Origin of the sequence: Ruegeria atlantica (genome assembly GCF_947495585.1) — a bacterium.
In the GTDB taxonomy this organism is placed as follows: domain Bacteria; phylum Pseudomonadota; class Alphaproteobacteria; order Rhodobacterales; family Rhodobacteraceae; genus Ruegeria; species Ruegeria atlantica_G.
Window position 1 is genome coordinate 193211 of record NZ_CANLZK010000003.1, and the last position, 26126, is coordinate 219336.

25 protein-coding genes are annotated in these 26126 nt (G+C 56.5%); 15 read left to right on the top strand and 10 right to left on the bottom strand.

The window, feature by feature from the left end:
* Positions 1–303 precede the first annotated feature (303 nt).
* From bioB to QMP16_RS08630, 6 genes are read left to right on the top strand one after another with little or no spacing between them, the layout of a single operon-like run.
* Complete coding sequence (gene bioB, locus QMP16_RS08605; RefSeq protein WP_282152030.1) at positions 304–1284, top strand: biotin synthase BioB; 981 nt, start codon at positions 304–306, stop codon at positions 1282–1284.
* Complete coding sequence (locus QMP16_RS08610) at positions 1281–2414, top strand: 8-amino-7-oxononanoate synthase (RefSeq protein ID WP_282152031.1); 1134 nt, start codon at positions 1281–1283, stop codon at positions 2412–2414. The genes bioB and QMP16_RS08610 overlap by 4 nt, the downstream gene beginning before the upstream one ends.
* On the top strand, positions 2411–3031 hold the full coding sequence (gene bioD, locus QMP16_RS08615; protein WP_282152032.1) for a dethiobiotin synthase: 621 nt from the start codon (positions 2411–2413) through the stop codon (positions 3029–3031). The genes QMP16_RS08610 and bioD overlap by 4 nt, the downstream gene beginning before the upstream one ends.
* A complete protein-coding gene (gene bioA, locus QMP16_RS08620; RefSeq protein ID WP_282152033.1) occupies positions 3028–4314 on the top strand; it encodes an adenosylmethionine--8-amino-7-oxononanoate transaminase in 1287 nt (428 codons plus the stop codon). The genes bioD and bioA overlap by 4 nt, the downstream gene beginning before the upstream one ends.
* Entirely contained in the window at positions 4311–4931 is a 621-nt protein-coding gene (locus tag QMP16_RS08625; protein WP_282152034.1) for a pimeloyl-ACP methyl esterase BioG family protein, read from the top strand. Before bioA ends, QMP16_RS08625 begins: the two co-directional genes overlap by 4 nt.
* Positions 4928–5686 (top strand): methyltransferase, encoded by a 759-nt coding sequence (locus QMP16_RS08630; RefSeq protein ID WP_282152035.1) that lies wholly within the window; start codon positions 4928–4930, stop codon positions 5684–5686. Before QMP16_RS08625 ends, QMP16_RS08630 begins: the two co-directional genes overlap by 4 nt.
* A gap of 209 nt (positions 5687–5895) precedes the next feature.
* Here the strand turns inward: QMP16_RS08630 and QMP16_RS08635 are convergent, their stop codons facing one another.
* From QMP16_RS08635 to QMP16_RS08665, 7 genes are all read right to left on the bottom strand, one after another.
* Positions 5896–7752: an SLC13 family permease gene (locus tag QMP16_RS08635; RefSeq protein ID WP_108859683.1), complete on the bottom strand. Its 1857-nt coding sequence runs from the start codon at positions 7750–7752 to the stop codon at positions 5896–5898.
* Between the two features lie 224 nt (positions 7753–7976).
* Positions 7977–8441, bottom strand: a complete 465-nt coding sequence (gene queF / locus QMP16_RS08640) for a preQ(1) synthase (protein WP_108859684.1) — start codon at positions 8439–8441, stop codon at positions 7977–7979.
* 16 nt (positions 8442–8457) lie between these two features.
* Positions 8458–9159 (bottom strand): 7-carboxy-7-deazaguanine synthase QueE, encoded by a 702-nt coding sequence (gene queE / locus QMP16_RS08645; protein ID WP_282152036.1) that lies wholly within the window; start codon positions 9157–9159, stop codon positions 8458–8460.
* A complete protein-coding gene (queD, locus tag QMP16_RS08650; RefSeq protein ID WP_108859686.1) occupies positions 9156–9509 on the bottom strand; it encodes a 6-carboxytetrahydropterin synthase QueD in 354 nt (117 codons plus the stop codon). Before queD ends, queE begins: the two co-directional genes overlap by 4 nt.
* Positions 9509–10207 carry a 7-cyano-7-deazaguanine synthase QueC gene (queC, locus tag QMP16_RS08655; RefSeq protein WP_282152037.1) on the bottom strand — a complete coding sequence of 233 codons (699 nt, stop codon included), beginning with the start codon at positions 10205–10207 and terminating at the stop codon, positions 9509–9511. The genes queD and queC overlap by 1 nt, the downstream gene beginning before the upstream one ends.
* A 129-nt stretch (positions 10208–10336) precedes the next feature.
* Positions 10337–11056: an aspartate/glutamate racemase family protein gene (locus tag QMP16_RS08660; RefSeq protein ID WP_282152038.1), complete on the bottom strand. Its 720-nt coding sequence runs from the start codon at positions 11054–11056 to the stop codon at positions 10337–10339.
* Positions 11053–11757 (bottom strand): GntR family transcriptional regulator, encoded by a 705-nt coding sequence (locus tag QMP16_RS08665; protein ID WP_282152039.1) that lies wholly within the window; start codon positions 11755–11757, stop codon positions 11053–11055. Before QMP16_RS08665 ends, QMP16_RS08660 begins: the two co-directional genes overlap by 4 nt.
* Positions 11758–11866: 109 nt before the next feature.
* Between QMP16_RS08665 and QMP16_RS08670 the strand changes: the two genes are divergently transcribed.
* On the top strand, positions 11867–13561 hold the full coding sequence (locus tag QMP16_RS08670; protein WP_282152040.1) for a thiamine pyrophosphate-binding protein: 1695 nt from the start codon (positions 11867–11869) through the stop codon (positions 13559–13561).
* On the opposite strand, the gene QMP16_RS08675 is transcribed toward QMP16_RS08670, so the two are convergent.
* Positions 13522–14442, bottom strand: coding sequence for a LysR family transcriptional regulator (locus tag QMP16_RS08675; protein ID WP_282152041.1), 921 nt, complete (start codon positions 14440–14442; stop codon positions 13522–13524). The genes QMP16_RS08670 and QMP16_RS08675 overlap by 40 nt on opposite strands.
* A gap of 99 nt (positions 14443–14541) precedes the next feature.
* Here QMP16_RS08675 and QMP16_RS08680 point away from each other — a divergent pair, with 99 nt between their 5' ends.
* The 6 genes from QMP16_RS08680 to QMP16_RS08705 all read left to right on the top strand — a co-directional run bounded on the left by QMP16_RS08680 (position 14542) and on the right by QMP16_RS08705 (position 20811).
* The gene (locus tag QMP16_RS08680) at positions 14542–15675 is read left to right on the top strand and encodes an enolase C-terminal domain-like protein (protein ID WP_282152042.1); all 1134 of its coding nucleotides are present in this window, start codon (positions 14542–14544) and stop codon (positions 15673–15675) included.
* Positions 15672–16922: an NAD(P)/FAD-dependent oxidoreductase gene (locus tag QMP16_RS08685; protein ID WP_282152043.1), complete on the top strand. Its 1251-nt coding sequence runs from the start codon at positions 15672–15674 to the stop codon at positions 16920–16922. Before QMP16_RS08680 ends, QMP16_RS08685 begins: the two co-directional genes overlap by 4 nt.
* 52 nt (positions 16923–16974) lie before the next feature.
* A complete protein-coding gene (locus QMP16_RS08690) occupies positions 16975–17952 on the top strand; it encodes a TRAP transporter substrate-binding protein (RefSeq protein WP_282152044.1) in 978 nt (325 codons plus the stop codon).
* 68 nt (positions 17953–18020) lie between these two features.
* Positions 18021–18554 (top strand): TRAP transporter small permease, encoded by a 534-nt coding sequence (locus QMP16_RS08695; protein ID WP_113788635.1) that lies wholly within the window; start codon positions 18021–18023, stop codon positions 18552–18554.
* A 4-nt stretch (positions 18555–18558) separates the two neighbouring features.
* Positions 18559–19872 (top strand): TRAP transporter large permease, encoded by a 1314-nt coding sequence (locus QMP16_RS08700; RefSeq protein ID WP_058272117.1) that lies wholly within the window; start codon positions 18559–18561, stop codon positions 19870–19872.
* Between the two features lie 6 nt (positions 19873–19878).
* Positions 19879–20811, top strand: coding sequence for a hypothetical protein (locus tag QMP16_RS08705; RefSeq protein ID WP_282152045.1), 933 nt, complete (start codon positions 19879–19881; stop codon positions 20809–20811).
* Between the two features lie 37 nt (positions 20812–20848).
* Here QMP16_RS08705 and QMP16_RS08710 read toward each other — a convergent pair whose 3' ends face one another.
* Positions 20849–23641, bottom strand: a complete 2793-nt coding sequence (locus QMP16_RS08710; RefSeq protein WP_282152046.1) for a bifunctional aconitate hydratase 2/2-methylisocitrate dehydratase — start codon at positions 23639–23641, stop codon at positions 20849–20851.
* A gap of 651 nt (positions 23642–24292) precedes the next feature.
* Between QMP16_RS08710 and QMP16_RS08715 the strand changes: the two genes are divergently transcribed.
* Positions 24293–24544 (top strand): SH3 domain-containing protein, encoded by a 252-nt coding sequence (locus QMP16_RS08715; protein ID WP_282152170.1) that lies wholly within the window; start codon positions 24293–24295, stop codon positions 24542–24544.
* A 116-nt stretch (positions 24545–24660) separates the two neighbouring features.
* On the opposite strand, the gene QMP16_RS08720 is transcribed toward QMP16_RS08715, so the two are convergent.
* On the bottom strand, positions 24661–24957 hold the full coding sequence (locus tag QMP16_RS08720) for a YciI family protein (protein ID WP_282152047.1): 297 nt from the start codon (positions 24955–24957) through the stop codon (positions 24661–24663).
* 87 nt (positions 24958–25044) lie between these two features.
* Here QMP16_RS08720 and QMP16_RS08725 point away from each other — a divergent pair, with 87 nt between their 5' ends.
* Positions 25045–25929 (top strand): LysR family transcriptional regulator, encoded by an 885-nt coding sequence (locus tag QMP16_RS08725; RefSeq protein ID WP_282152048.1) that lies wholly within the window; start codon positions 25045–25047, stop codon positions 25927–25929.
* Positions 25930–26126: the final 197 nt, after the last annotated feature.

The following is a 26126-nucleotide window of genomic DNA, read 5'->3' on the forward strand; positions in this document are numbered from 1 at the left end:
CGGCGCGGCGCATGCGGGAATGTTTGGTACTGATGCCCATTGTGATCTGCTTACCCAATCATGGCAACATGTGTCGATTTGAGACGGTTGATTATCGCGCGGTGCATATTGCGGAAATAGCGACAGCGGCATTGGGATAGAATGTTCCGCATCGTTTGCTAAAGCGGCGTTGGCACAGCGGACCATTGCAAGCATCCGCGTTTTTCCGCCTGAGTGACACAGATGGTAAAATTTGGTTGTGATAACGATCTTTATCTATAAAAGAATGTGTAGCCATGAGAGTTCTCGAAAAGTATCTATAAAATGAAAAATACCTCCCCGATATGGTCCCGCGACGCTGCTCAAGCTCTGTATGACCTTCCGCTGATGGATTTGCTGTTTCGCGCGCAGACAGTGCACCGGGAGAACTTTGATCCCAACAAGGTCCAGACATCGAAACTGCTGTCGATCAAAACAGGTGGCTGTGCCGAAGATTGCGCCTATTGCTCGCAATCAGCACGGAACGGATCCAAACTGTCGGCCTCGAAACTGATTGAGGTTCAGCGCGTTCTGACCGAAGCCCGCAAGGCCCGCGACGGCGGTGCAACCCGTTTCTGCATGGGTGCCGCATGGCGCGAACCCAAGGACCGCGACATGGATGCGCTTGTCGCAATGGTCGAAGGTGTGCGCGAGATGGGGATGGAAACCTGCATGACCCTTGGCATGCTGGACGATAATCAGGTGATCCGTCTGCGCGATGCGGGGCTGGATTACTATAACCACAACATCGACACGTCCGAGCGGTACTATCCCGAAGTCATCACCACACGCACCTTCGCGGACCGCATTGACACGATGAACCGTGTGCAGGAAGCAGGCATCAAGGTCTGTTCCGGTGGCATCCTCGGAATGGGGGAAGAGGTTCAGGACCGTGTCGATATGCTGGTCACATTGGCCAATATGAACCCGGCACCGGGTTCGGTGCCGATCAACATGCTGATGCCGCAAGAAGACACGCCTCTGGCAGACGCCAAACCCATCGATCCGATCGACTTTGTAAGGGTCATTGCCGTTGCGCGGATCATGATGCCACAATCTTATGTACGGCTTTCCGCCGGGCGCAGCGATATGAGTGAGGAATTGCAAGCCATGTGCTTCTTCGCCGGTGCGAACTCGATCTTTGTTGGCGAAACGCTTTTGACGGCAGAAAACCCCGAAGAAGACACCGATGCCATTTTGTTCGCAAAGCTTGGGCTGCAGGCGGAAACATCAGCCGAAAAATCCTGTTTGGATGCTGCTGAATGAAAGCACTGAGTCGGTTGAACTCGATGCTTGAACTGTTGGACACCCGGCACCGCCGCCGGGTGTTGGCGCCAGCGCGCGGTCTGGACTTTGCGTCCAATGACTACCTTGGTCTGGCGCAATCGTCATTCCTGCGCGATGCCGCGCAAACGGCATTGGCGCAGGGTGTGCCGCTGGGGTCCGGTGGCTCCCGTCTGTTGCGGGGTAATCATCCCGAACATGAGGCGCTTGAACGCGAGGCCGCCGCCTTTTTTGATGCTGAGGCTGCTTTGTTCATGGGCGGAGGATTCCAGGCCAATCAGGCGATTTTCTCGACCCTTCCTGCGGCCGAAGATCTGATCCTTTACGATGCTTTGATTCATGCAAGCGCGCATGAAGGCATGCGGATAGGACGCGCCCAAACACGTGCTTTCGCCCATAATGATGTGACCGCAGCGCGTCTGGCCATTGAGGCGTGGTTGGCAGAAGGCGGGTCTGGCCAAATCTGGATCGCAGTAGAAAGCATCTATTCCATGGAGGGCAACATTGCGCCCTTGGCCGCGCTGTCTGATCTGGCCTGCGAACACGGTGCCATATTGGTCGTGGATGAGGCTCATGCGACCGGAGTATTTGGCCCGAACGGTAAGGGCCTGGCGCATGGCCTAAAGGCTGAGTTGCTGACTTTGCACACATGCGGCAAAGGGTTGGGGGTTTCGGGCGGATTGATTTGCGGCCCTCGGGTGTTGATCGAAACACTGATCAACCGCGCACGTCCGTTTATCTTTGCCACGGCCCCATCACCGTTCAACGCGGCCCTTGTTCGCGCGGTTCTACAGCATCTTCAAACAGATAGCTTGCTGGCCCAGAATACCCTGTCCCGCATTCGCCACGCGCATGCCGCAGCAAGTCAGATCGGAATACCCCAAGTGGCGCTGAACAGCCAGATTATCCCCATAATTCTAGGCGATGACGCCAAAACAATGGAAATGGCCGCAACGTTACAGGCCAAAGGTTTTGATGTCCGTGGTATCCGGCCGCCGACCGTGCCACGGGGCACGTCGCGCCTGCGTGTGTCGATCACCGGCAACGTGGGCAAGGATGACATATGCGCCCTGTTCGAAACACTGGCGCATCAACAGGCGGAGGCGGCATGAGCGCTGTTATCGTCACTGGCACCGACACTGGTGTCGGAAAAACGGTTTTTGCTGCGGGGCTGACAGCCACGCTTGGCGCAACCTATTGGAAACCGGTACAATCCGGGCTTGAGGATGCAACGGACACAGAAACCGTCGCCTCGCTTTCCGGTGCTGAAATTTTGCCGGAAGCCTATCGCCTGAACATGCCAGCCTCACCGCATTTGTCGGCCGAAGACATGGGTGTCGAGATTTCGCCGGATCGACTTGCGCTGCCGCAGGTCAACGGCCCCTTGGTCGTCGAGGGGGCAGGCGGGGTCATGGTGCCGCTGAACCGCAAGACCTTTTTCCTTGATGTCATCTCGGGGTGGCAGGCACCCGTGGTTCTTGTGGCCCGGACCGCGTTGGGGACGATCAACCACACAAGCCTGTCCCTGATGGCCTTGCGGGGTGCAGGTTGCAACGTCGTCGGCGTAGCGTTTGTAGGCGACGCTGAGCCAGAGGTTGAACAGACCATCGCCGAGATGTGTCAGGTTACCTATTTGGGACGCTTGCCGTATCTTGAAACCCTGACGCGGGAAACGCTATCGGATGCCTTCCATGTGATCGACACCGCAACAATTCGGAGGGCTCTGTGACCGCTCTGGAGTTTGATGCCCGCCACCTTTGGCATCCCTATACGAATGTTCTGAACCCTGGTCCGATGCATCTGATCACCGAGGCCGAAGGGGTATGGCTGACCCGCGAAGACGGCACTCGGATGATCGACGCAATGTCGTCGTGGTGGTGTTCGGTGCACGGGCATCGCCATCCGGCCATTACTGCGGCGATGCAGGAACAGCTGCAGCAAATGCCCCATGTCATGTTCGGTGGCCTGACGCATCGACCCGCAATTGACCTGGGCCGCAAGCTGGTCGAGCTGTTGCCTGACGGGCTGGATCGCATTTTCTACAGCGACAGCGGATCGATCGCGATTGAAGTCGCTTTGAAAATGGCCGTGCAGTTTCAGATGGCGCTGGGTCACACGGGGCGCACGCAGTTTGCGACCATTCGCGGCGGATATCACGGGGACACATGGAAAGCGATGAGCGTCTGCGACCCCGAGAATGGGATGCATGGGCTGTTCAGCGGCGCGCTGTCGATCCAACATTTCCTGCCACGCCCGCCGATATCGTTTGATCAGGAATGGACGGATGATCCAACCCTGAATGGGCTGGATGCATTAGCAGAGCTGCTGGAAACCAAAGCCGATCAAATCGCGGCCCTGATCCTTGAGCCAGTGGTCCAGGGCGCGGGTGGAATGTATTTCTATCACCCCAATTGGCTAAAAGGCGCGCAAGACCTGTGTAAAGCGCACGGAATTCTTGTGATTTTTGACGAAATCGCGACCGGGTTTGGCCGCACGGGCGAACTGTTCGCGATGAACCACGCCGAAGTGGTTCCTGACATCATCTGCTTGGGCAAAGCGCTGACAGGCGGCCATATTACTCTGGCCGCGACCGCCACGACTGAGGATGTCGCGCGCCGAATTGGCGAAAGCGAAGCCAGCGTTCTGATGCATGGCCCGACCTATATGGCCAACCCGCTGGCCTGTTCTGCCGCGGTGGCCAGTCTGAACCAACTATCGGTCAGAGATTGGCGCGCCGAAGTGCACGCGATCGCCGACCAGATGAAGCAAGAGCTTGCCCCCGCACGTGAATTGCCAGGCGTTGCCGATGTGCGCGTGCTTGGCGCGATCGGGGTCATCGAAATGGAGCAATGGGTTGATCCTGCGGTTGCGCATGCGCTGGCACCCGATACCGGCGTTTGGTTGCGCCCGTTTGCCCGCAACATCTATTGCATGCCGCCTTACATCATCTCTGCGAATGATTTGAGCCGTGTAACATCGGCCATGATCTCGCTCGTCAAAGGCATACCATGAAACAGCAGTGGTTATCGCGTTCGGGAACGGACGAGTTGATTCTGGTTTTTGGCGGTTGGGCGCTGGGGGCTGCGCCTTTTACTGGACTTACAGGGCGCGGCGATGTGCTGTTCGTCGACGACTTCCGCCACTTTGACGATCCTCTGCCTGATATTGCGCAATATGACCGCGTCAATTTGATTGCCTTTTCTTTTGGCGTCGCATCTGCGGGCCACTGGCTGGCGCAAACTGGGTTTCGTCCCGATCGGCTGATTGCTGTCAGTGGCACGCTATGTCCGGCTGACCCCGAGCGTGGAATCGCACCGGATATGATCCGTGCCACGGCGGAAAACCTGACCGCAGCCAGTTTCGCAAAGTTCTGTCGCCGTGCCGGATTAAACGGGCCGGTTCCTGAAATTGATCTGGAGGCTGCGCAGGCGGAGCTTCACGCCGTGATCGACCGTGGTGGCGCACCCGAAGTGGCGTTTGACCGAATTTGGATCCCCCAGCGGGACCGTATTATCCCGACCCCCGCGCAAGAGGCGGCATGGGCGCACCAACAATCTGCCGTGCGTGGTATTGCCACCCCGCATGTTCCATTTCGCGACTGCCAGAACTGGCAGGAGTGGATCTCATGAACGTGCAGATCGCGGACCGCGTCCAGCGCAGTTTCAGTCGCAGTTTCCGCAGCTATCACGGCTCGGCCAGCCAGCAGGCCAAAATCGCGGATCGGCTGGTCCATGAGATGCGGGCCGGCGGCGCACCGCATCGATTCGCGACCGGATTGGAGTTTGGGTGTGGCACAGGCCACCTCACGCATCGGGTATGTAGCGCATTCGATATTGGTCAGTTGACGGTCAATGACCTGTCGCCCGAAGCAGCTGAGACCGCAACGGCCGTCGGTGCGGACTTTTTGTGCGGCGACGCCAAAATCGTCGAATGGCCGTTTCAGCCAAAGCTAATCACGTCAGCGTCTATGGTCCAATGGTTGCATGACCCTGCAACCTTTCTGCAGCGCGCAGCCAAAGCATTGGCTCCTGGTGGGTGGTTGGCGGTTTCAGGCTTTGGACCGGAACAGTACCGGGAACTGGTGAAAGTCGGTTCCACTGCCAAAGCGCCGGGCTTGTGCCGATCTGAAGATTTGGCCGCGGCAGTCGAAGGCCAATTAGAGATTATCAGTTGCGGCGAAAACCTTTCTGCACTGCACTTTGATACGCCCCGAGGCGTTCTCAATCACCTTCGAAGAACTGGGGTCAACGGGCGCGCGCAGAAGGTCTGGACCAAAACCAGTCTTGCCCAATTCACGGAAAAATATGTCCGGCACTTTGGCGACGATGATGGCGTGTCCCTGACATATAACCCGACGTGGATCGTGGCCCGCAAACATGGCTGAGTGCCGCTGCCAATCAATGCGCTCATAGGCTTCGGTTTGGATACACGAGATCTCAGAGCCCGGGTTGGTCAGTACCGCTTCGGCCAATAGACGCTGCTTTCCTACTTGTTGAAGCTGGTGCAGATGACAATGGAACGCGCATTCAGCGAGCGGTAGTTTACAGCTGTAAGGTCTTGCAATCATGGACCCATTCTTGCTTGCCGGCGCGGTCAGTACAGCAAATTGAGCATAAGGAGTGAAACAACAAGAAACAGGATCGTCATAACCCCCCCTGAGCGGACAAAGTCCATGACTTTATACCCTGCAGGACCCATGATCAGGGCGTTTACCTGATGGGTCGGGATTATGAAGCTGTTCGATGTTGATATGGCAACCGTCAGGGCAAATACGGCCGGATTTCCGCCAGCTGCCACCGCAATGGAAACGGCCAATGGCACAAGCAGAACAGTGGCCCCGACATTGGACATCACCAATGAAAACGCCGTGGCCAAAATCGCAACGCCGGCCTGAAGGGACCAGATCGGCCAGCCGTCCAGAATGACCATGATCTGTTGTGCAATCCATGCAGCCGTGCCGGTGTTCTGTACCGCCTGACCCAGTGGAATAAGGCATGCGAGCAGAAAGACTGTGTTCCATCCGACCGCACGGTAGGCTTCATCGACACTCAACACACGTGTCAGCATCATTCCCGCGGCGCCGGTTAACAGACAGAGCGAGAGCCGAATGTCGGTGAACAGGATCATCGACAAGGAAACGGCGAAAAACGCCAGCGCCCAACCGACCTTTTGCGGGCGCAGTTCGTCTTGCGGGAAGTCAGTGGTGACGACCACAAAATCGGGATCGCGCTTGATCCGCATCAGGTTGTCCCAGCGTGTATGGGCCACAAGCATGTCGCCTGCGTGAAACTCCTCAAGCCCGATTTGGGTGGACTCGTGCGTTTCGGATTCAACATGGCTGAGCGTTTCCTCGCCGCGATGGATGGCAAGCAACGACATACCGTATGTCTTGCGGAACAATAGCTCGCGTGGGCATTTCCCGATCAGCTTGCTGTCGGGTGTTATGACAACTTCAGCGATGCCTGCATTGGTTGGTGCGAATTCTTCGACAAAGATGTCCAACGCCGGCAGCACGGTCAGCCCGTATTTCTGCGCAAACTCCTCTACGACCCAGCGTCGACCAATGATCGCCAACCGGCAAGGTGCAGCAATTTCGGCCGTCAGGACCTGAACCATCGAGGTTTTGCCGCGATAGAATGTCGAAATGATGTACAGGTGGTTTTCGTGGTTTATGTCGGCCAAAATCTGCCCGACCAAAGGGCTTTCGGCTGGAACGATTACTTCAAAAACATCGGCTTTCAGGCCGTAGACACGTTGCAGATACTCCTGCGTTCCCTGTCCGGTTCCGGTGTTTTCCGATCCCTCATCACCCGGTAAAACCCACCGACCCAGCAGCAGAAAGTAGGCAATGCCAGTTAGGATCAGAACAATCCCGATCGGCGTCACAGAAAACAGGCCGAACTGTTCCATTTTCTGACCGTCGGGCAGGCTATTGTTGGCTGACTGGATCAGATCGTTCAGCAATATAAGAGGCGAAGATCCGACCATCGTCATTGTGCCGCCAAGGATGGCGCAGAATCCCATGGGCATCAGCAAGCGCGACAACGGGATGCCCGATCGGGAAGATATTCGGCTGACGACCGGAAGAAACAGCGCAGCGGCCCCAACGTTCTGCATGAACGAGGAAATGACCCCAACAGTGCCCGAAATAATAGGTAACACGCGTTTCTCGGACGTACCGCCATATTTCAGAATAACAGCGGCGACTTTGTTCATTATGCCGGTCTTGTCGAGGCCCGCGCCGACGATCATGACCGCGATAATGGAAATCACCGCATTGGATGCAAATCCATCAAACAGGTGCGGCACGTCAGCGAGTTTTTCGAGCCCGGGCGCGTAACTGAGAAGGCCGATAAGGACCAGAACAAGTATGGCAGAAAGGTCAATTCTGACGATTTCGGATACAAAGAGAAATACGGTGAAGGCAAGAAGGGCGCAAACAACACCCATCTCAAAGTTAAAAGCCACCTGTTCCACAATCGTCACCAGGAATTTGTTCTTACATTAAGGAAACATCTAACCCAGCAATGTTGGATTGTCATGATGTTTCAAAACTGCAAGCTCGAGCGAAACAAAATTACCACCGCTGCCAAAACGCCACGTTTCAAACCGGTGCGGGGGCCCCTTTGATTGCTTGTCAGGCTGGGGCCTTCACGCCTCTCAAGTCATCGTGGTCAACCACGCCCACGGTAAGGCGGCACACCCTGATCCGGGATCCAGACGCCTTCGGGCGTTGGGCCAGTTTGCCAGAACACGTCGATCGGAATGCCCCCGCGCGGATACCAGTACCCTCCGATACGCAGCCACCTTGGCTCCAGAAACTCCTGCAGCCGGCGGGCAATCGAGATGGTGCAATCTTCGTGAAAGGCGCCATGATTGCGAAATGAGCCCAGAAACAACTTGAGCGCCTTGCTTTCCACCAACCACTGATCGGGCACGTAATCTATCACCAGGTGGGCAAAATCCGGCTGGCCCGTCATCGGACAAAGCGAGGTGAATTCGGGCGCGGTAAAGCGCACGTTGTAATCCACATCAGCCTGCGGATTCTGCACGCGTTCCAGAACCGCCTCTTCCGGGCTGGCTGGCATTTTGGTGTCTCCGCCCAACTGGGTGAGGTTACTGTAGATACTATCGGTCATGTTATCTCTCCTGCAGTCAGACGCCGCGTTTGTTGCCCCAGATCAGCACATGTAGCTGGGGCAGAATGCGAGGCGCGAACCAACCGGCATTCAAAGTCTTATCTATCAGCCATTCCACACGGCTGGTGGCATTGGTCAAATCAACCGGGCTGGCCGGATCGGTTTCCGGGTTACCGGGTTGAAGGTAAAGCGGAAGGTCCGGATACCGGTCGGCTACGCTGCGTGCCCAGTCAAAATCAGTGTCGTCAAAGATCACGATCTTGAGGACAGTTTGCGCAGGGCGCACGTTGAGGCAGGCGTCAAACGCCGTCCAATCCATATCCTCGCCACTGCTGGGGGGTTTCGGGCTGAGAACAAGCATAGCAAGGTCGGAAAACCACGGCTTTGCGATTGACCCTTGGGTTTCGCATAAAAAGGCATAGCCTTCCGCTTTGCCCTGCCGGATCAGCGGACCAAAATCCTGAATGGCGGGATTTCCGCCAGACAGAGACACGGTCAGTGGCCGCCCGCCTGACAAACGCTGAACCTCAGACCAGACGGCCTGCGTTTCCATTGCTGCCCAATCGTGGCGATAGGTGCTGTCGACAGCATGGAGGCTGTCGCACCAGCTGCACCGGAAATCGCATCCGCCCGAGCGAACAAATACTGTCGGCTGACCGATCAGCGCGCCTTCGCCCTGTACCGTGGGGCCAAATATTTCGGATATTCGTAGGGTCATGGGCGATACTCGGCCCATGTCTTGGGCGTCTCGGACACTTTCACCGCAGCGGTTTCGGGCCAGCGGGCCGCGCACCAGTCAAAGAAGTGCCGCGCGAGGTTTTCGGCAGTCGACACGACGTTCAGCACATTGTTCAGGTGCCGGTGGTCAAATTCGTCGTCGATATAGGTCTTGAGCGATTTCAGCTCGTGGTAATCCCGCACGAACCCATCCGCGTTCAACTCGCGCCGGGCCAATTCGACCACGACGACATAGTTGTGTCCATGCATCCGGGCACACTGATGATCTTCGGGCAGGTGGGTCAGCTGGTGCGAGGCGGAAAAGTGGAACTCTTTGGTGATCCGGTACATTAGACCTGTGCCCCCGCGATGGCCGACTTCCAGAATTCGGCGTCTTCGTATTGCGTTGGGTCCGGCACACCGGCCAGATCAAACGCCTCGCGCCGTTCAACGCATGTTCCGCAACGGCCACAATGCACGTCGCCGCCCTTGTAACAGGACCAAGTCAGATCGAACGGGGTATCCACGCGCGCGCCTTCGCGGACAATATCGGCTTTGCTGCGGTGCACGAATGGCACATGCAGCGCCACATCCACGTAGCCGTCCAACGCGGCGCGCTGCATGGTGTCAAACGCATCGGTGAATGCCGGACGGCAATCGGGATAGATGAAATGGTCGCCGCCATGCACAGCTGTCGCGACTGCGTCGTCACCCTGTGCTGCTGCCACGCCATAAGCGATGGTCAGCATGATCGCATTGCGGTTGGGGACAACCGTGACCTTCATCGTTTCTTCCGCGTAATGCCCGTCAGGCACGTCGACATCGTCGGTCAAGGCCGAGCCTGTCAGCGACGCGCCGACAGAACGCAGATCAATCACGTGATGGGGCACGCTCAGCCGCTCTGAACAGAGGGCTGCGAAGGTCAGTTCCTTGGTGTGGCGCTGACCATAGTCGAAAGACACAAGCCGTGACAGGTTTCCTTCCGCGGCCAGCACATGCGCAAGCGACACGGAATCCAGTCCGCCGGAGCAGACCAATGTAGTTTTCATGTTTTCAGTCCTTGTTTTGATAACCGGGTAGGCTGCGACCGGCGGGCGGGACGCTTACGGTCTTTTTCCGGTAAGCGCAATGCACGAATTGGTGGACAAAAGAGACCTTAGGCCTGACCGCCGCGCCCTTTAGGGATTGGGAAAGCGCGGCGGCACAAGTCCAGCTTGAAACCAACTGACCAATGTCACAATGGAAAAGACGGGCAAACCCGTAGCGCGCTGAATATCTGCCGCGTATGGGCACATATTCGTGCATTCCAGCACAATCGCGCCAAGGTCCGGATTTTCGGACTGCAGCGCAATTGCGGCATCAACGTTATCGGCACGGGCCTTATCAACATCCAGGGCAAGTTCGTTCCCAAGTATCGCGCGTGTGAATTCGCGCCCGCCTTCGGTGGAACTGATGGGTGTATCGTCCGGCACCTGAGCGCTGCGCAGATGATCACGGGTCAAAGTGGAGGCGGAAATGGTCAGAACCCCCGTGCGTTTTCCGGCCGGAAGGATACCGTTCACCATCTGCACCTGCATCAAAGATGAGGTCACGACCGGAACCGGTACAGCCTCGGACAGCTCTTTCTGAAACAGGGACAGAAACCCGCAATTGGTGGTAATGCCGTCCGCGCCGTCCTTGACCAGTTCACGCGCGGCATCGATGAATGCGTCCAACATGCCCTCGGCCCGGTGCCGAACGACCAGGTCCGGCGAGGCATCCCGCACAATGCGATAGAGCACCGGAAAAGGCCATGTTAGCGCATTTCCCATATCACCGGGGATGCGTGGGAATTGGGCGTCTAGCATAAGAATACCCACCGACGCTCCGTAAATAGATTTGCCGCCTTGGGCGATCATCCGTGCGCCTCCTCGATAATGCGGGCCGAGATGTCTTCGGACCCTTCCATGTAGATGCTGGATATGCCGTGGCGCACGGCGTCCTGCACCTGATCCATTCGCTTGGAAATATGCGCGCCCAGTACGCTCGTGGCCTCATCTGCGTCGCGATCCAGCAAGGCCTGCATGACCCGTTTATGTTCGTCTTTAGAGCGTTGAACCCGATCCAAACTCATGGAAACCCAGCGGATATATCGGATGCGTTCGTTGATCCGGGTCAGGGTTCGCACCAGTTCGTTGTTGCCAGACAGTTTGGCGATGCCCAGATGAAAGGCCTCGTCCCTGCTGACGGCTTCTTCGACGGTCAGGCCGGTGATGTCGATGCCGGTCGCATAAAGCTCATCATGAAGTGTTTCTAGGTCTCTGTCGGACGCCTTTGTGCAAGCAATGCGCGCGGCGGCGGATTCGATGATTTGGCGCAGCTCGAACAGGTCAAACACGCTCTGCGGGTCCAGCGGGCGGCAGAAAAATCCCAGACCGGGGCGAAAGTCGAACAGGTGTTCGGCCACCAACCGGTTCAGGGCCTCGCGCAAGGGGGTTCGGCTGACGCCCAATTCCTTCGACAGCGCCACCTCGTTCAACCGATCACCTGGTCGAAGGTGAAACGAGACGGCCATCGCCTTTACCTGATCATAGATGTCGTCAACGCGTGGACCTGCCATAAGTGCCGCCTTTTTCCGTTTGCCAAGGCGTGCCACAGGTTGCTCTTGAAATCAATATACAAAACTGTATACAGGTCTGCATGCAGATTAAAATCAAAGGAAACCAGCGATGACCGGGACGAACTATCTGACAGGTGCTGAGGCAATGGTGCGCATGTTGGAAGCACACGGCGTGAAACACATGTTCGGCCTGTGCGGTGATACCACGTTGCCCTTCTATGACGCGTTGGCGCGGATGGATCATGGTATTCAGCACATTCTGACCCGGGATGAACGTCACGCGGCCTATATGGCGGATGGATACGCACGCGTCACTGGCAAGCCGGGCGTCTGCGAAGGCCCGTCCGGAGGCGGGGCGACTTACATACTGCCAGGGGTGATCGAGGCCAGCGAAAGTTCGGTTCCCATCCTGGCGATCACCTCTGACGTGGCGACGACCAGCCGCGGAAAATACCCGTTGACTGAGTTGGATCAGGCTGCGCTGTTCAAGCCGTTGGCAAAGTGGAATGCGTCTCTGGACGACGCCTCGCGTTTGCCTGCGATGGTGCGGGCTGCGTTTCGTGCTATGACGACCGGAACACCGGGCGCAACACATCTGGCGCTGCCCTTTGATACGCAGAAAGGTCCGGTGGACGAAGCTGAGGTTTGGGCAGATGCACGCCACCGCAGCTATCCCGCCGAACGGGCTGGACCGGATCTGGATGCGATTGAAGCGGCCGCGGATATCCTGGCCAAAGCCAAATCAGCAGTCATCGTTTGTGGCGGCGGGCCGGTTCTTTCCGGGGCCGAGGAGGCGTTGCGCCAAGTTGCAACTCTGTTGGATATCCCAGTTGCCACAACAGTTTCCGGTCAGGGTTCCATTGCCGAAACGGATCCGCTGGCCTTGGGTGTCGTTGGCTCGAACGGTGGTGTTCCAGCCACGCGCGTCGTTGTGGATCAGGCAGATGTGGTCATGTTTGTCGGATGCCGCGCGGGGTCGGTCACGACCGAACGCTGGCGCAGCCCTGGGCGCGACGCCACTATCATCCATATAGACAGCGACCCGATGGTGATTGGCGCAAATTATCAGACCGATGTCGCCATCTGTGCCGATGCCCGTTTAGCGCTTGAGGCGTTGGCGCGATCGCTGAAAACGCGGAACGATTTGCCAGGCTTTGGTGGAGCGGCCCAGGCCCGTGCCGCTTGGGAGGCCAAGCTGGCCGCGTTCGCTCCGCTTGCGGCAAGTCGCGAAACTCCGATCCGGCCCGAAGCAGTAATGGCGGCTCTTGCAGACATCCTGGACGACGATGCGATTGTCGTCGCTGATCCGGGCACCCCGTGCCCATACTTCAGCGCGCACTATCGTTGGCGCAAACCGGGGCGGCATTTTATCACCAATCGGGCGCATGGCGCGTTGGGTTATTCGCTGGGTGCCGCTATGGGCGCGCATGTGGGTCGGCCATCAGTCAAGACACTGTCCGTTATGGGGGATGGATCTTTCGGCTTCACCTGTGGTGAGTTTGAAACGATGGTGCGGCACAAGATGCCAATTACCTCAATCGTATTCTCGAACTCGGTTTTTGGCTGGATCAAAGCGGGTCAGGATGCAGGCTTTGGGCAGCGTTACTACAACGTCGATTTCAATCGGACCGATCACGCCGCTGTTGCGTCGGCGTTTGGGGTCAAATCCTGGACGGTGAAGGACCCGGACGACTTGCGCAAAGTGTTGAAGCAAGCTGTCGAGCATGATGGCCCAACGCTGGTCGACATCCACTCACAACAGCTTCACGAAGCTGCGGCACCGGTGTCGGAATGGGTGGCGTAAGACGCGATGGACGGGGTCAGTTGGGCAAGAAACTCTTGCGCAATCATTGATAAAGGGCGTCCTTTTGCGGTGATTATCGCAAGATCCAGCGTGACGGCTGGTGTGAAAGGGCGGGTTTGATACCCGCCCTCTTCGTCGAAGGTAACGGTGAACGGATCAATCATCGCCACGCCCATACCCTGTTTGACAAAGCTCAGCAGGTTTTCCGACAAATGCGTGTGTATTCGCGTCTGCCAGGTACGCTCTGCAGCCTGAAAAATGTCACGGGTTCTGCGATGTGTTTGGTGCTCGGGGCCCATGACGATGAACGGCTCATTCTCCAACAGCTCTGGTGTCAGAACGTCATGGGTCGCCAAGTGGCTACCTTCGGGGAACGTGGCCATCGTTTCAAAATGGAAGACCTGAAAGTTCAGCGTGTCGTGGAGTATTGGCATCTCGACGATGCCGATCTCGAACAAGCCCGAGGTTACCCACTCTTGTATTTTCGAAGAATACTGAGACTGAAAGCTGACGGATAGATTGGGGCGTGACTTGGCAAAGCGTGCTATCTCTCGCGGCATGAAACCGAACGACAACAAATGGGGTGCCGCGACCTGCAACTGCCCGGGATGCTTGTTCTGAAGATCCGACACGGCCTGCGCGACGTGATCCAGCCCGCGGACCACGGTATCGACCTCTCGATACAAAAGCTCGGCCTCTGGCGTCGGCAAAAGACGTCCTTTGTTGCGTTCGAACAAGGGCAACCGGGCCTCGCGTTCCAGCTGGGCCAACAGATTGCTGATGCCCGGTTGTGAGATTCCCAGAACCGACGCGGCCCCAGTTACGGTACCCGTTTCCATGATGGCGTGAAACGCCTGCAACTGACGAAAGCGCAGAGACATAGCTTACCCTATCATTTCTTATGATGGACTTACGAAAACATAGTATTTGAAATGATATGCCGGTCAAGGCAGGCTTCCACCTACCGCTGGGGAGGACGAATGGTCGATCTGACACAACAAATCATCGGCTACGACCTGTGGCATCTTGAACTGCCTGTCACATCTCGCCGGGACCACGGTATTGGATCTGTCGAAGGTGTGTGCGAGGTCGTTGTCCTACGCCTGACGTCCGAGGATGGTAGCCACGGATATGGCGAAGCCTCACCCTGGTCCGTATTCACCGGAACGCCCGAAGCAACTTACGCCGCATTAAATAGGTATCTGCGTCCGTTGGTCATGGGGGCGAGGGTTGCTGACAGAGCCGCCATCATGGCGCAGGCCGCATATGCGGTTGCGCATTGCACCGAGGCTAAAGCGGCGCTGGAAGCGGCTTTGCTTGATTTGACGGGCCGGATCAGCGCCGTTCCTGTCTGGGCCTTGTTGGGAGGGAAATGCCGCGACGCGATCCCGCTCAGTTGCTCTATCGCCAACCCCGATTTTGCGCAGGATATAGATCTTCTGGCCCGTTTGCAGGACGACGGTGTACGGATCGTGAAGCTGAAGACTGGGTTCAAGGATCATGCTTTCGATATCATGCGGTTTGAGTTTTTGGCGAAGCATTACCCACAGTTCTCGGTGCGCGTAGATTACAATCAAGGTCTGTCAATCGAGGACGCACCGGCGCGGGTACGGGACGTAGCATCGTTCAATCCCGATTTCATCGAACAACCGGTACGCGCACATCACTACGGCATGATGGCGAAGCTACGGCAAATGACGGATGTGCCGCTACTGGCCGATGAAAGCGTTTTTGGCCCCGAGGATATGGAACGGGCTGCAAGCGAAGGGATCTGCGACGGTGTGTCGATCAAAATCATGAAATCCGGAGGTCTGGTGCGCGGGCAAACAGTCGCTCGTATGGCTGCAGCACACGGCCTGAGTGCTTATGGCGGAGATATGTTTGAGGCTGGCCTGGCACATGTGGCAGGCACTCAAATGATCGCCGCCACACCGGAAATTACGCTGGGCTGTGAGTTTTATCAGGCCTCTTATTTCTTGGCAGAAGACATTCTTGAGGAGCCTTTCAAGGTGAAACAGGGCCAGGTCATAGTCCCCGACACACCGGGTCTTGGAGGGAAGCCGGACGAGGCAAAGCTGAACCACTATGCTGTTTCCAAAGCGGTGGCGGCATGAGCGAGAAAAAGACAATTGCCATTATCGGTGCCGGTATCGTTGGTGTCTCGACCGCCGTCTGGCTGCAACGTGACGGACATGATGTCATCCTGATCGACAAGGCCGGCCCCGGAGAGGGCACTTCGCATGGCAATGGCGGTGTGCTGGCCTCTTGCTCGATTATTCCGGTCACGGTGCCGGGGCTTTTGAAAAAAGCGCCCAGGATGCTGTTTGACCCGTCGCAACCTTTGTTCATGAAATGGGGCTATGTACCCAAGCTCTTGCCGTGGTTGACGCGCTATCTGAAACACGCAAACGCAGGCGACGTCGAACGTATAGCGGCCGCGCTAACCCCCATTGTCGGAGACAGCCTAAACGATCATCAGGCCCTGGCTCAGGGTACGACGGCCGAGAGATGGATTGTGCCATCCGACTACCTGTTCCTCTACGAAAACCGCCAGCATTTCGAAGGCGATGCCTTTGGTTGGGGTGTTCGGCGCAAGCACGGGTTCAAGTGGGAAGAACTAGAGGGTGCCGCGTTCCACGCCTACGACCCGATCTACAGCAAAGATATCGGGTTTGCTGCCAAACTTTCCGATCACGGACACATTACCGATCCCGGGCGGTACGTGAAAGACCTCGCGGCACATGTCGAGGCCAACGGCGGCAGGGTCATCCGTGCTGCTGTTGAGGATGTCGTACACGAGAATGGCAAAGTCTCAGGCGTTCGGGTGGCTGGTGAGACCATCCCGTGTGACACTGCAATTGTGACTGCGGGCGTCTGGTCGGGACCTTTGGCCAGCAAATTGGGCGTTTCTGTTCCACTGGAGACAGAACGTGGTTATCATCTTGAATTGGTGGAACCTTCCGCGATGCCGAAAAGTCCGGTTATGGTTGCTTCGGGCAAGTTCGTTGCCACGCCGATGGACGGCCGCATCCGGCTGGCTGGGATTGTCGAATTCGGCGGGCTGGATGCGCCGCCTTCGAGGGCACCGTTCGAACTGATGCGCAAGAATGCCCGGGCGGCCTTTCCGGGAGTGACATGGAAGGACGAAGTAGAATGGATGGGGCACAGGCCCGCGCCGGCAGACTCGATCCCGATCATCGGCGAGGTGCCGGGAATTGACGGAGCGTTTATGGGGTTTGGCCACCATCATATCGGCCTCACGGGCGGGCCGAAAACAGGACGTCTGCTGGCGCAGATGATCGCGGGCAGGACCCCAAACGCAGACATGAGCGTCTATGCGCCGTCTCGCTACGCGACTTAAGAAATGTCCGGTAACACAAGCCGGCAACACAAAATTAAACAGGGAGAAAAAGATGAAGAAATTGACAAGCCTTCTGGCGGCAACCGCTTTGACAGCCGCAGCAACCGCACCGGCGATGGCCGAGAAATGGGATATGCCAATGGCATATTCGGCATCGAACTTCCATTCGGCCACGGGTGCGGAATTTGCCAAATGCGTGACCACAGGCACCGGTGGCGAGGTTGAAATCGTCACGCATCCGTCCGGGTCGTTGTTCAAAGGCGCCGACATCAAGCGTGCCATTCAAACCGGGCAAGCACCAATTGGTGAGCGTCTGCTGTCCGGTCACCAGAACGAAAACGCACTGTTTGGGTTCGACTCGATCCCATTCCTGGCAACGTCGTTCGATGACAGCGCCAAGCTATGGGAGGCCGCAAGGCCCTCGATCGAAAATCTGCTGGCTGAACAGAACTTGACGTTGCTTTATGCCGTGCCGTGGCCGCCGCAAGGACTGTACTTCAAAGATGAGGTGAACTCGGTCGCCGACATGGAAGGCATCAAGTTCCGGTCCTACAACAATGCCACATCCCGCCTAGCTGAGCTGACTGGAATGCTGCCTGTGACGATCGAGGCTGCAGAAATCAGCCAGGCTTTTGCCACTGGTGTCGCGGACTCGATGGTGTCGTCGGGATCGACCGGGTATGATCGCAAGGTTTGGGAAAGCCTGAATTATTTCTACGAAGTAGACGCGTGGTTGCCGCGCAACTACGTCATGGTCAACTCAGACATCTGGGCTGGCGTTTCTGATGCCAACAAGAACGTCATCAAGGCCTGCGCTGAGCTTGCCGAGTATGCTGGCAACTGGCGTGCCAAGGAATACACCGGCTTTACCCTGCAAGGTCTGCGTGATGGCGGCATGACGGTTGGTCCGGCCTCTGAACAGATGACAAACGAGCTGAAAGAGATCGGTGTCACCATGACCAATGAGTGGCTTGAGGCCGCAGGTGACGAGGGCAAGGCCATCGTCGATGCGTTCAATTCGTCTCAGTAACTGGCCAAGGATGGGCGGCGGATCAACCTGCCGCCCGTTTCCATAGAATAACTAATAGTGGGGACAGCATGGCGGCACTACGAGGGCTCAGGTCCGTATTGGATTTCATCTATCAGGCAGCAGGGGTTCTGGCAGCGCTTAGCCTGATCGCCATTTTGCTGCTGATCGTTGTGCAAATGCTGGCCCGCTGGACCGGTGAGGTTTTTCCCGGCGCCCCCGATTACGCGGGCTATGCGATGGCCGCCGCGTCCTTTCTGGCCTTTGCCAATGCGCTGAACCGAGGCAGCCACATTCGTGTGTCTATCCTGCTCAATGCGGTTCCCGATCGGGTTCGCCGCTTCCTTGAGATATGGTGTTTTTCCGTTGGTACAGCGGTGATGTGGTACTTTTGCTGGTACGCTTATCGCTTTGTCTATTGGAGCTGGAAGTTCAACGACATCAGTCAGGGTCAGGACAAAACCGCGCTGTGGATTCCGCAGTCTGCGATGCTGATCGGCGGGGTCATTCTTGCAATCGCCCTGACCGATCATCTGGTCCACGTCCTCTTCCGTGGCAATCACCGTATCGTCCGCGATCTGGCCGATCAGAGCCACGGGGAATAAGCGCATGGAAAATCTGTCTGTCATCATCCTCTTCCTCTTTGTTCTTTTCACCCTGTTGGGCACCGGCGTCTGGGTCGGTCTGGCGCTTATGGGCGTTGCCTGGGTCGGGATGGAGCTGTTCACGACACGGCCCGTCGGCGACGTGATGATCACCACCATCTGGTCGGCGTCCTCGTCCTGGACCCTGACCGCGCTGCCGATGTTCATCTGGATGGGCGAAATCCTGTATCGAACGCGATTATCCGAGGACATGTTCAAAGGTCTGTCGCCGTGGATGGCACCTTTGCCCGGTGGATTGGTGCACACCAATATCGTGGGCTGCACAGTCTTTGCCGCCGTATCCGGATCGTCGGCGGCGACACTGACGACGGTTGGCAAGATGTCCATCCCTGAACTGCGTAAGCGCAATTACCCCGAACGAATGATCATCGGAACACTGACCGGCGCGGCAACACTGGGCCTGATGATCCCACCGTCATTGACGCTGATCGTGTATGGCGTGACCATCAATGAATCGATCACTAAGCTGTTCTTTGCAGGTATTCTGCCCGGATTGGTGCTGGCGACGATGTTCATGGGATACGTCGCGATTTATTCGAAATTCGGGAAAGACTGGAACCCAAACAGTGAGAGCAAACTGAGCTTTTCTGAAAAGCTCAAGAACTCACGCTTCCTGTTGCCGGTAATCCTGCTGATCATGGTGGTGATCGGGTCGATGTATCTGGGCTATGCCACGGCGACCGAAGCCGCTGCCTTCGGCGTGATCGGTGGTCTGTTGCTGGCCGCAGGGCAGGGGTCCCTGACCTGGAAGACGTTTACTGAAAGCCTGATGGGGGCCACCCGGACCAGTGCGATGATCGCTCTGATCCTGGCCGGGGCCGCGTTCCTGTCTCTGTCCATGGGATTTACGGGCCTGCCGCGCGGTTTGGCTGATCTGATCGCCGGATGGGAGCTGACGCGGTTTGAACTGTTGATGGTTCTACTGGTCTTTTACATCATTCTGGGGTGTTTCCTTGACGGTATCTCATCAGTCGTTCTGACCATGGCCGTGGTGGAACCGATGATCCGGGATGCAGGTATCGACCTCATCTGGTTCGGTATCTTTATCGTGGTTGTCGTTGAAATGGCGCAGATCACGCCGCCGATCGGCTTCAACCTGTTTGTGATGCAAGGCATGACGAACCATGAGATGAGCTATATCGCCCGCGCGGCAATTCCGATGTTTCTGATCATGGTGGTGATGGTCTTCGTCCTGATCTGGTTCCCGGAACTGGCCACATGGCTGCCGGAAAACCTTAGGCAAAGCCCGGGCGGGTAGGGGGCTTTGAACCCACTTCATCTGGCGGCGCGTAACGGTCCTTATGTACTGGTCGCAGGACTGGCTGCTGGATTGTTGCTGCCTGCGCTGGCCGAGCCGATGCGGGCGGTCTTGCCGCCGCTTGTCGCACTGCTGCTGTTTCTGACTGTCCTTAGAATTGAGCCTTCTTTGTTGTTGGGGTCATTGGTCGATTTACGCCAGGTGGCAAATACAGTGATCGCGTTCCAGCTGGTTTTGCCGCTATTAGTTGTGACTATTGGCATGATCGGTGGATGGACCGGCACGCCGGTCTTTTTGTCTCTGCTGATCATGGCCGCGGCTCCGTCCATCTCGGGCAGTGCGAATATGTGCCTGATGATGGGACATTCGGCAGAACACGCCATGCGCCTGATGGTGATCGGGACCGCCGTATTGCCGTTGACCGTGTTTCCCATATTCGTTCTGATGCCCGAGTTGGGAAACTTTCAATCCGTTCTGATCGCCGTCTTGCGCCTGTTTGTGACGATTGCGGGGGCGACTGTTGCAGCCGTGTTGTTGCGCCTCGCGTTTCTGAGAAACCCATCCCAAACCACGCTAAAAAATTTAGAAGGGTTGGCAACAATCACACTCGCCGTATTTGTGATCGGCTTGATGCCGTCCGTGACCGCGACAGCTCTTGTTGACCCCGGTCTTGCGATTTTTTGGGTCGGGATCGCATGTCTGGCTAATTTCGGCGCGCAACTGGTGATGTTTTTTCTGACACGCAACCGAGTGGCTGCCGACAAAGCCACCGCTTTATCCATTGTCGCCGGAAACCGGAATGTCGCGATTTTCCTGATTGCGTTGCCACCCGAGGTAACGGCGCCACTTTTGGTGTTCATCGGGGCCTATCAGATCCCGATGTACCTGACCCCCATTGTAATGCGCCGTTTTTACCAAGCGTCGGGCAGGTTGGGGTAAAGCGGGTGCGACAACATTCGCCGCACCCGCTTTTGTATTAGAAATGCACCGAGCGGGCAGTACCAGGTACTTCCATCGGTGGTGCAAATTTGGTCAGGTCAATGCCTTCGACTGCGACTTTATATTCCTCCAGCGTCGGCGTACGACCCAGAATAGCTGACAGAACAACAACCGGGGTCGAACCCAGAAGGGATTCACCCTTCTTTGTCTCACTGTCCGCTACAACACGGCCTTGGAACAGACGGGTGGACGTGGCCAATACGGTGTCGCCTTTGGCGGCTTTTTCCTGGTTGCCCATGCAAAGGTTACAGCCCGGGCGCTCAAGATAGAGGATATTCTCGTACTCGGTCCGTGCGGTTTGCTTGGGGAACAGGTCATCGAATTCAAAGCCCGAATACTTCTGCAAAATTGCCCAATCACCTTCTTCTTTCAGCTCATCAACGATGTTGTATGTCGGTGCGGCAACAACAAGCGGGGCCTTGAACTCGACCTTGCCATACTCGTCTTCGAGATTGCGCAACATCTGGGCCACGATCTTGATGTCGCCCTTGTGCACCATGCAGGAGCCCACAAAGCCGAGATCAACCTTCTTTTCAGCAGCGTAGTACGAGATCGGGCGGATCGTGTCGTGGGTATAACGCTTGGACACATCGGCATTGTTCACATCGGGGTCGGCGATCATCGGTTCGACGATCTGATCCAGATCCACGACGACTTCGGCAAAGTATATGGCGTTGTCATCAGGGCGCAGGGCCGATTTTTCACCCGAGCGAATTTCGTCGATACGTTTGTCCGCGATGTCGATCAGGCCCTGCAGCATCTGAACATCGTTATCCATGCCCTTCTCGATCATGATCTTGATCCGCGACTTGGCGATTTCCAGCGATTCAATCAGCGTATCGTCGTTCGAGATACAGATCGACGCCTTGGCCTTCATCTCGGCCGTCCAGTCGGTGAAGGTAAAGGCCTGATCCGCCAGCAGCGTACCGATATGCACTTCGATGATGCGACCCTGGAATACGTTGTCGCCGTGTTGCGCCAGCATCTGCGCCTGCGTCGCGTGCACCACGTCGCGGAAATCCATGTGCGGTGCCATTTCGCCCTTGAACGTCACCTTGACGGATTCCGGGATAGGCATTGTCGCCTCACCCGTGGCCAGCGCCAGTGCAACCGTGCCCGAGTCCGCACCAAAGGCCACGCCTTTGGACATCCGCGTATGGCTGTCGCCGCCGATGATGATGGCCCAGTCATCCACGGTGATGTCGTTGAGCACCTTGTGAATGACGTCTGTCATCGCGTGGTACACGTCCTTGGGATCACGCGCAGTAATCAGGCCGAATTTGTGCATGAACGCCATCAGGCGCGGGGTGTTGGCCTGCGCCTTGAGATCCCAAACCGAGGCAGTATGACAACCAGATTGATAGGCACCATCGACACTGGGCGACAGGACGGTGGCGGCCATAGCCTCAAGCTCCTGACTGGTCATCAGACCGGTGGTGTCCTGAGAGCCCACGATATTGACTTTGGCGCGCACGTCAGAACCGGCATGTAACACTTTGCCCGGGGTCGCACCGCGCGCATTGGCATTAAAGATCTTTTCGACGGCCGTCAGTCCCTGACCTTCATGGCTGACTTCCTTCGCAGGAGCGAAGGCCGACTTCAGTTCGATGCCCAGCGTCTCACACGCAAATGTCTGCAGTTTCTTGCCAAAGACGATGGCATAAGAGCCGCCAGCTTTCATGAACTCCATCTTTTGCGGCGTGAAAGAGCCGGCCATGTCGACCAATTCTTCACTGCCATCCGCGCTATAGAGCTTTTTCTTTTTCGTGTTGATGGTCAACACGGTGCCGGTCTCAACCGAATAGCGCTGTTCCAAGATCGGGTTGCCATCGTTGTTGAGGATCGCCTTACCATCCTCGTCCACTTTCTTGACCCAGTTCTTCAGGTCGACACCGATACCGCCGGTCACGCCCACGGTTGTCAGAAAGATGGGCGAAATGCCGTTTGTGCCAGCCACGACTGGTGCAAAATTGACGAAAGGCACGTACGGGCTGGCTTGCTTGCCGGTCCAAAGCGCCACGTTGTTGACGCCCGACATCCGCGACGAACCAACGCCCATAGTGCCTTTTTCCGCAACCAGCATCACGCGCTTGTCGGGGTGCTGCAACTTCAGCGCTTCAATCTCTTTTTGTGCGGCCTCGGAGATCAGGCATTTGCCATGCAGCTCGCGATCGGAACGCGAGTGCGCCTGATTGCCCGGCGACAGAAGGTCAGTGGAAATGTCACCCTCGGCTGCAATATATGTGACAACTTGGATTTCTTCGTCCACATCAGGCAGCTTGGTAAAAAATTCGGCCTTGGAGTAGCTCTCAAGGAGATCCGCAGCAATCTTGTTGCCCGCCTCATAGGCAGCTTTCAGGCGGTCCGTATCAGCCTCGTACAGGAAGACCTGAGTTTTCAGAACCTCGCCCGCCTGAACCGCTATGTCTTGCTTGTCGCCCAGTGCAACATCCAAAAGCACGTCAACCGACGGTCCGCCCTTCATGTGGGACAGCAGTTCGAACGCGAATTCGGGCGAGATTTCTGCGACTGTTACCTCGCCGACGACGATGGACTTCAGGAACGTTGCCTTCGCACCCGCAGCACTGGTTGTGCCGGGCAACGTGTTGTAAATCAGGTGGTGCAGCGAATCTGCGCGATGCGGATGACCACTATCCTTGATTTGTTCGATGACTTCCTCGACCAGCGCACCATCGTCGATGGGTTTCGGGCTAAGCCCTTGTTCTTTGCGCGTTTCAATTTCATCCAAGTAGTCTGAATACTGGCTCATGGCTGTTTCCGCTTTGTGTGAATCTGCTGCTGTTGAGAGGCGTGGGGCAACCCGCTCGATCGTATTTGTATGCACCGGTATACAATTGCCGCCCAGGTTTCAAGGTACCGCTTTGGAAATTTACCGGTTTTGTTTAATCACTGTACCCAGCTCAATTTCTGAATGCCGGTCGAAACCTTCTTCAAGACGATTTTACCGAGATCCGGCAGTAGAATTCTCGAAAACCCCGAGCCCAGTCACAACGACATGGAGGCCTGCGGATCGAGTCACCACCGGGCCCGGCAGTTCCGGAAGCTAGGCCATGAAGTCAGACCGATGCCCCCAATGTAGGTGCGGACCTGCGTCAGCCATGCATTCGGACGCTGAACGTCCGGCGAGCGGATGAGGACAACCCAAACAGGTTCTGAAACAACGCAGTCGAAGGCTGGGTGCCGGGGGAACATCCATAAACCAAACATCCGTTTTGCCCTCACGACGCGCAATTTCGGGTTGAGCACACTTTGGATGCCGGTCGGCGTCCTAAAGTTATTGCTTGGAATCGTTCCGCTCGTCGATCCGGTTCGTTAAGATGATGTCCGAGGCAACAAGCAGGAAAAACCGATGCGCAACGCAATTTTCTTTCACCTGGCAGTATTTGTTCTAGGGATTTTTATGACCACTGAGGCTGCAAAAGCGGCCTCACTTGGACGATACGAGGTTTTTGGTGTCGAAGAGGGTGACATGCTGAAAATGCGTGCTGGGCCGGGAACAGGGTATATCGTTATCGTTGGGCTTCCAAATGGAACTGCCCTGCGAGTTCACAGTTGCGAACAAACTGGTGGCACTCGTTGGTGCCGTGTGTCGCTTGATCGCGCGCGTCAGCTCAAGGGATATGTGTCCTGGGCCTATTTGCGAAAATTATGATGTGACAATTCCGGGGGCCACCGTTCGTGCAGCGCCGAGAAAGGTCGATAAAATCCATCTTTGCTGTTGGGCTATCCGGCGACTGTTCTTCTTGGTCGCCGAAAGCAATACAGTTTCTAGATTAGTCGCGACCCTGCCGAAAAAACCAGCCTCCAGGGGATTATTGAGTATGACGCACGTAAACCTGTCTCCCAGAAAGGATCTTCTTTGATCAGACTTTCTGCGTCTTCTATTGAGTCCACATCGACCAGCCAAAGCCCATCGCGCCCTTGTCTTTCGGGATCTGACAACGGGCCGGCCGCCTCAATTTTAGGTGCGTGGCGTTCAAGGAAACTTAGATGCTGCGGCATATGGTTTTTGCGGATGCTAGGGTCGGTTTGCGGTGCATCTTCGAAGAGAATGATGAAATTCATAAGCTGTTCTCCTATTTCGAACACCATCATTAATGCACAGCAGTTTCGCCGATTGAATTGGATATTCTGCCAGTCTAGTCTGCAGAAATGCAGAGCACAAACTGGGATGATCTCAGATATTTCCTAGCCCTTTTTCGCGGCGGCAAGCTGAAAGCCGCCGCACAGGCGACAGGGGTGAACGAAACAACAGTGGCACGCAGGGTCAAGGCGCTTGAATCTGATCTTGGCCTATCCCTGTTTCTAAGTAGCGCTGCGGGACGATATGAACCCACCGATGCTGCCTTGGATATTCTCAGCTACGCTGAAACCATGGAGTCCGCGAACCGGGCGCTGCAATTACGTGCAGACAGGACGGCAGATCACGTGTCAGGAGTCGTTCGGATCACCTCTGTACCGGTCATCATCAATCGCGTTCTCGTGCCCCAAATTGACGTGATTGGCCAGTTGCACCCTCAATTGACGATCGAGCTGTTTCCAAGCTCGGACAATCTAGACCTTTCCAGGCGTGAGGCGGATCTGGCCCTGCGGTTTGCCCGCCCATACGAGGGTGGCTTTCGCATTAAGGCCCAGAAACTGGGCGAGCTGCAATTTGGCGTATATGTAGATCGAAAGATCTCAGCAGATGACGCGGAAAATCTCGGCTGGATCAACTATGATGATGCCAACGCCAGCCTGCCGCAGGCCAAATGGCTTGAGAAAACGATCTCTGCTTCAAGCACGCGGCGTGCCAATATCCGGGTGGCTGACGTCGAAACCGCACTGGAAGCGACGGCAAATGGTCTAGGGAAAACACTGCTGCCATCGTTAATCGCGGATGGCGACAAAAGGCTCCGCGCCCTCTTACTTGATGATCAGACAAATCCGGTCGCCCGCGATGTATGGCTGTTGTCACATGTCGACCAAACTGGGCGAGCGTCGATTTTGGCCGCAAAAAAGTGGTTGGTAGACATCAAATGGTCCGGTCTGGATTGAAAGCCCCGGAACGTTTCTACGAACCGCCTTGCGGCCAGTGCCAAGGTGGCATTGGATCGCGTCTCGGCTTTGGCGAAAGCTTTGGAATGCGACGCCGCGTACCTAATAGCCCCGAGCACCTGCGTAAAGCTGCCAATGCGTTAGAGTTCGGCCAATGCTCAGGTTCAGCGAAATTTGGATCACTGTCCTGAAAACAA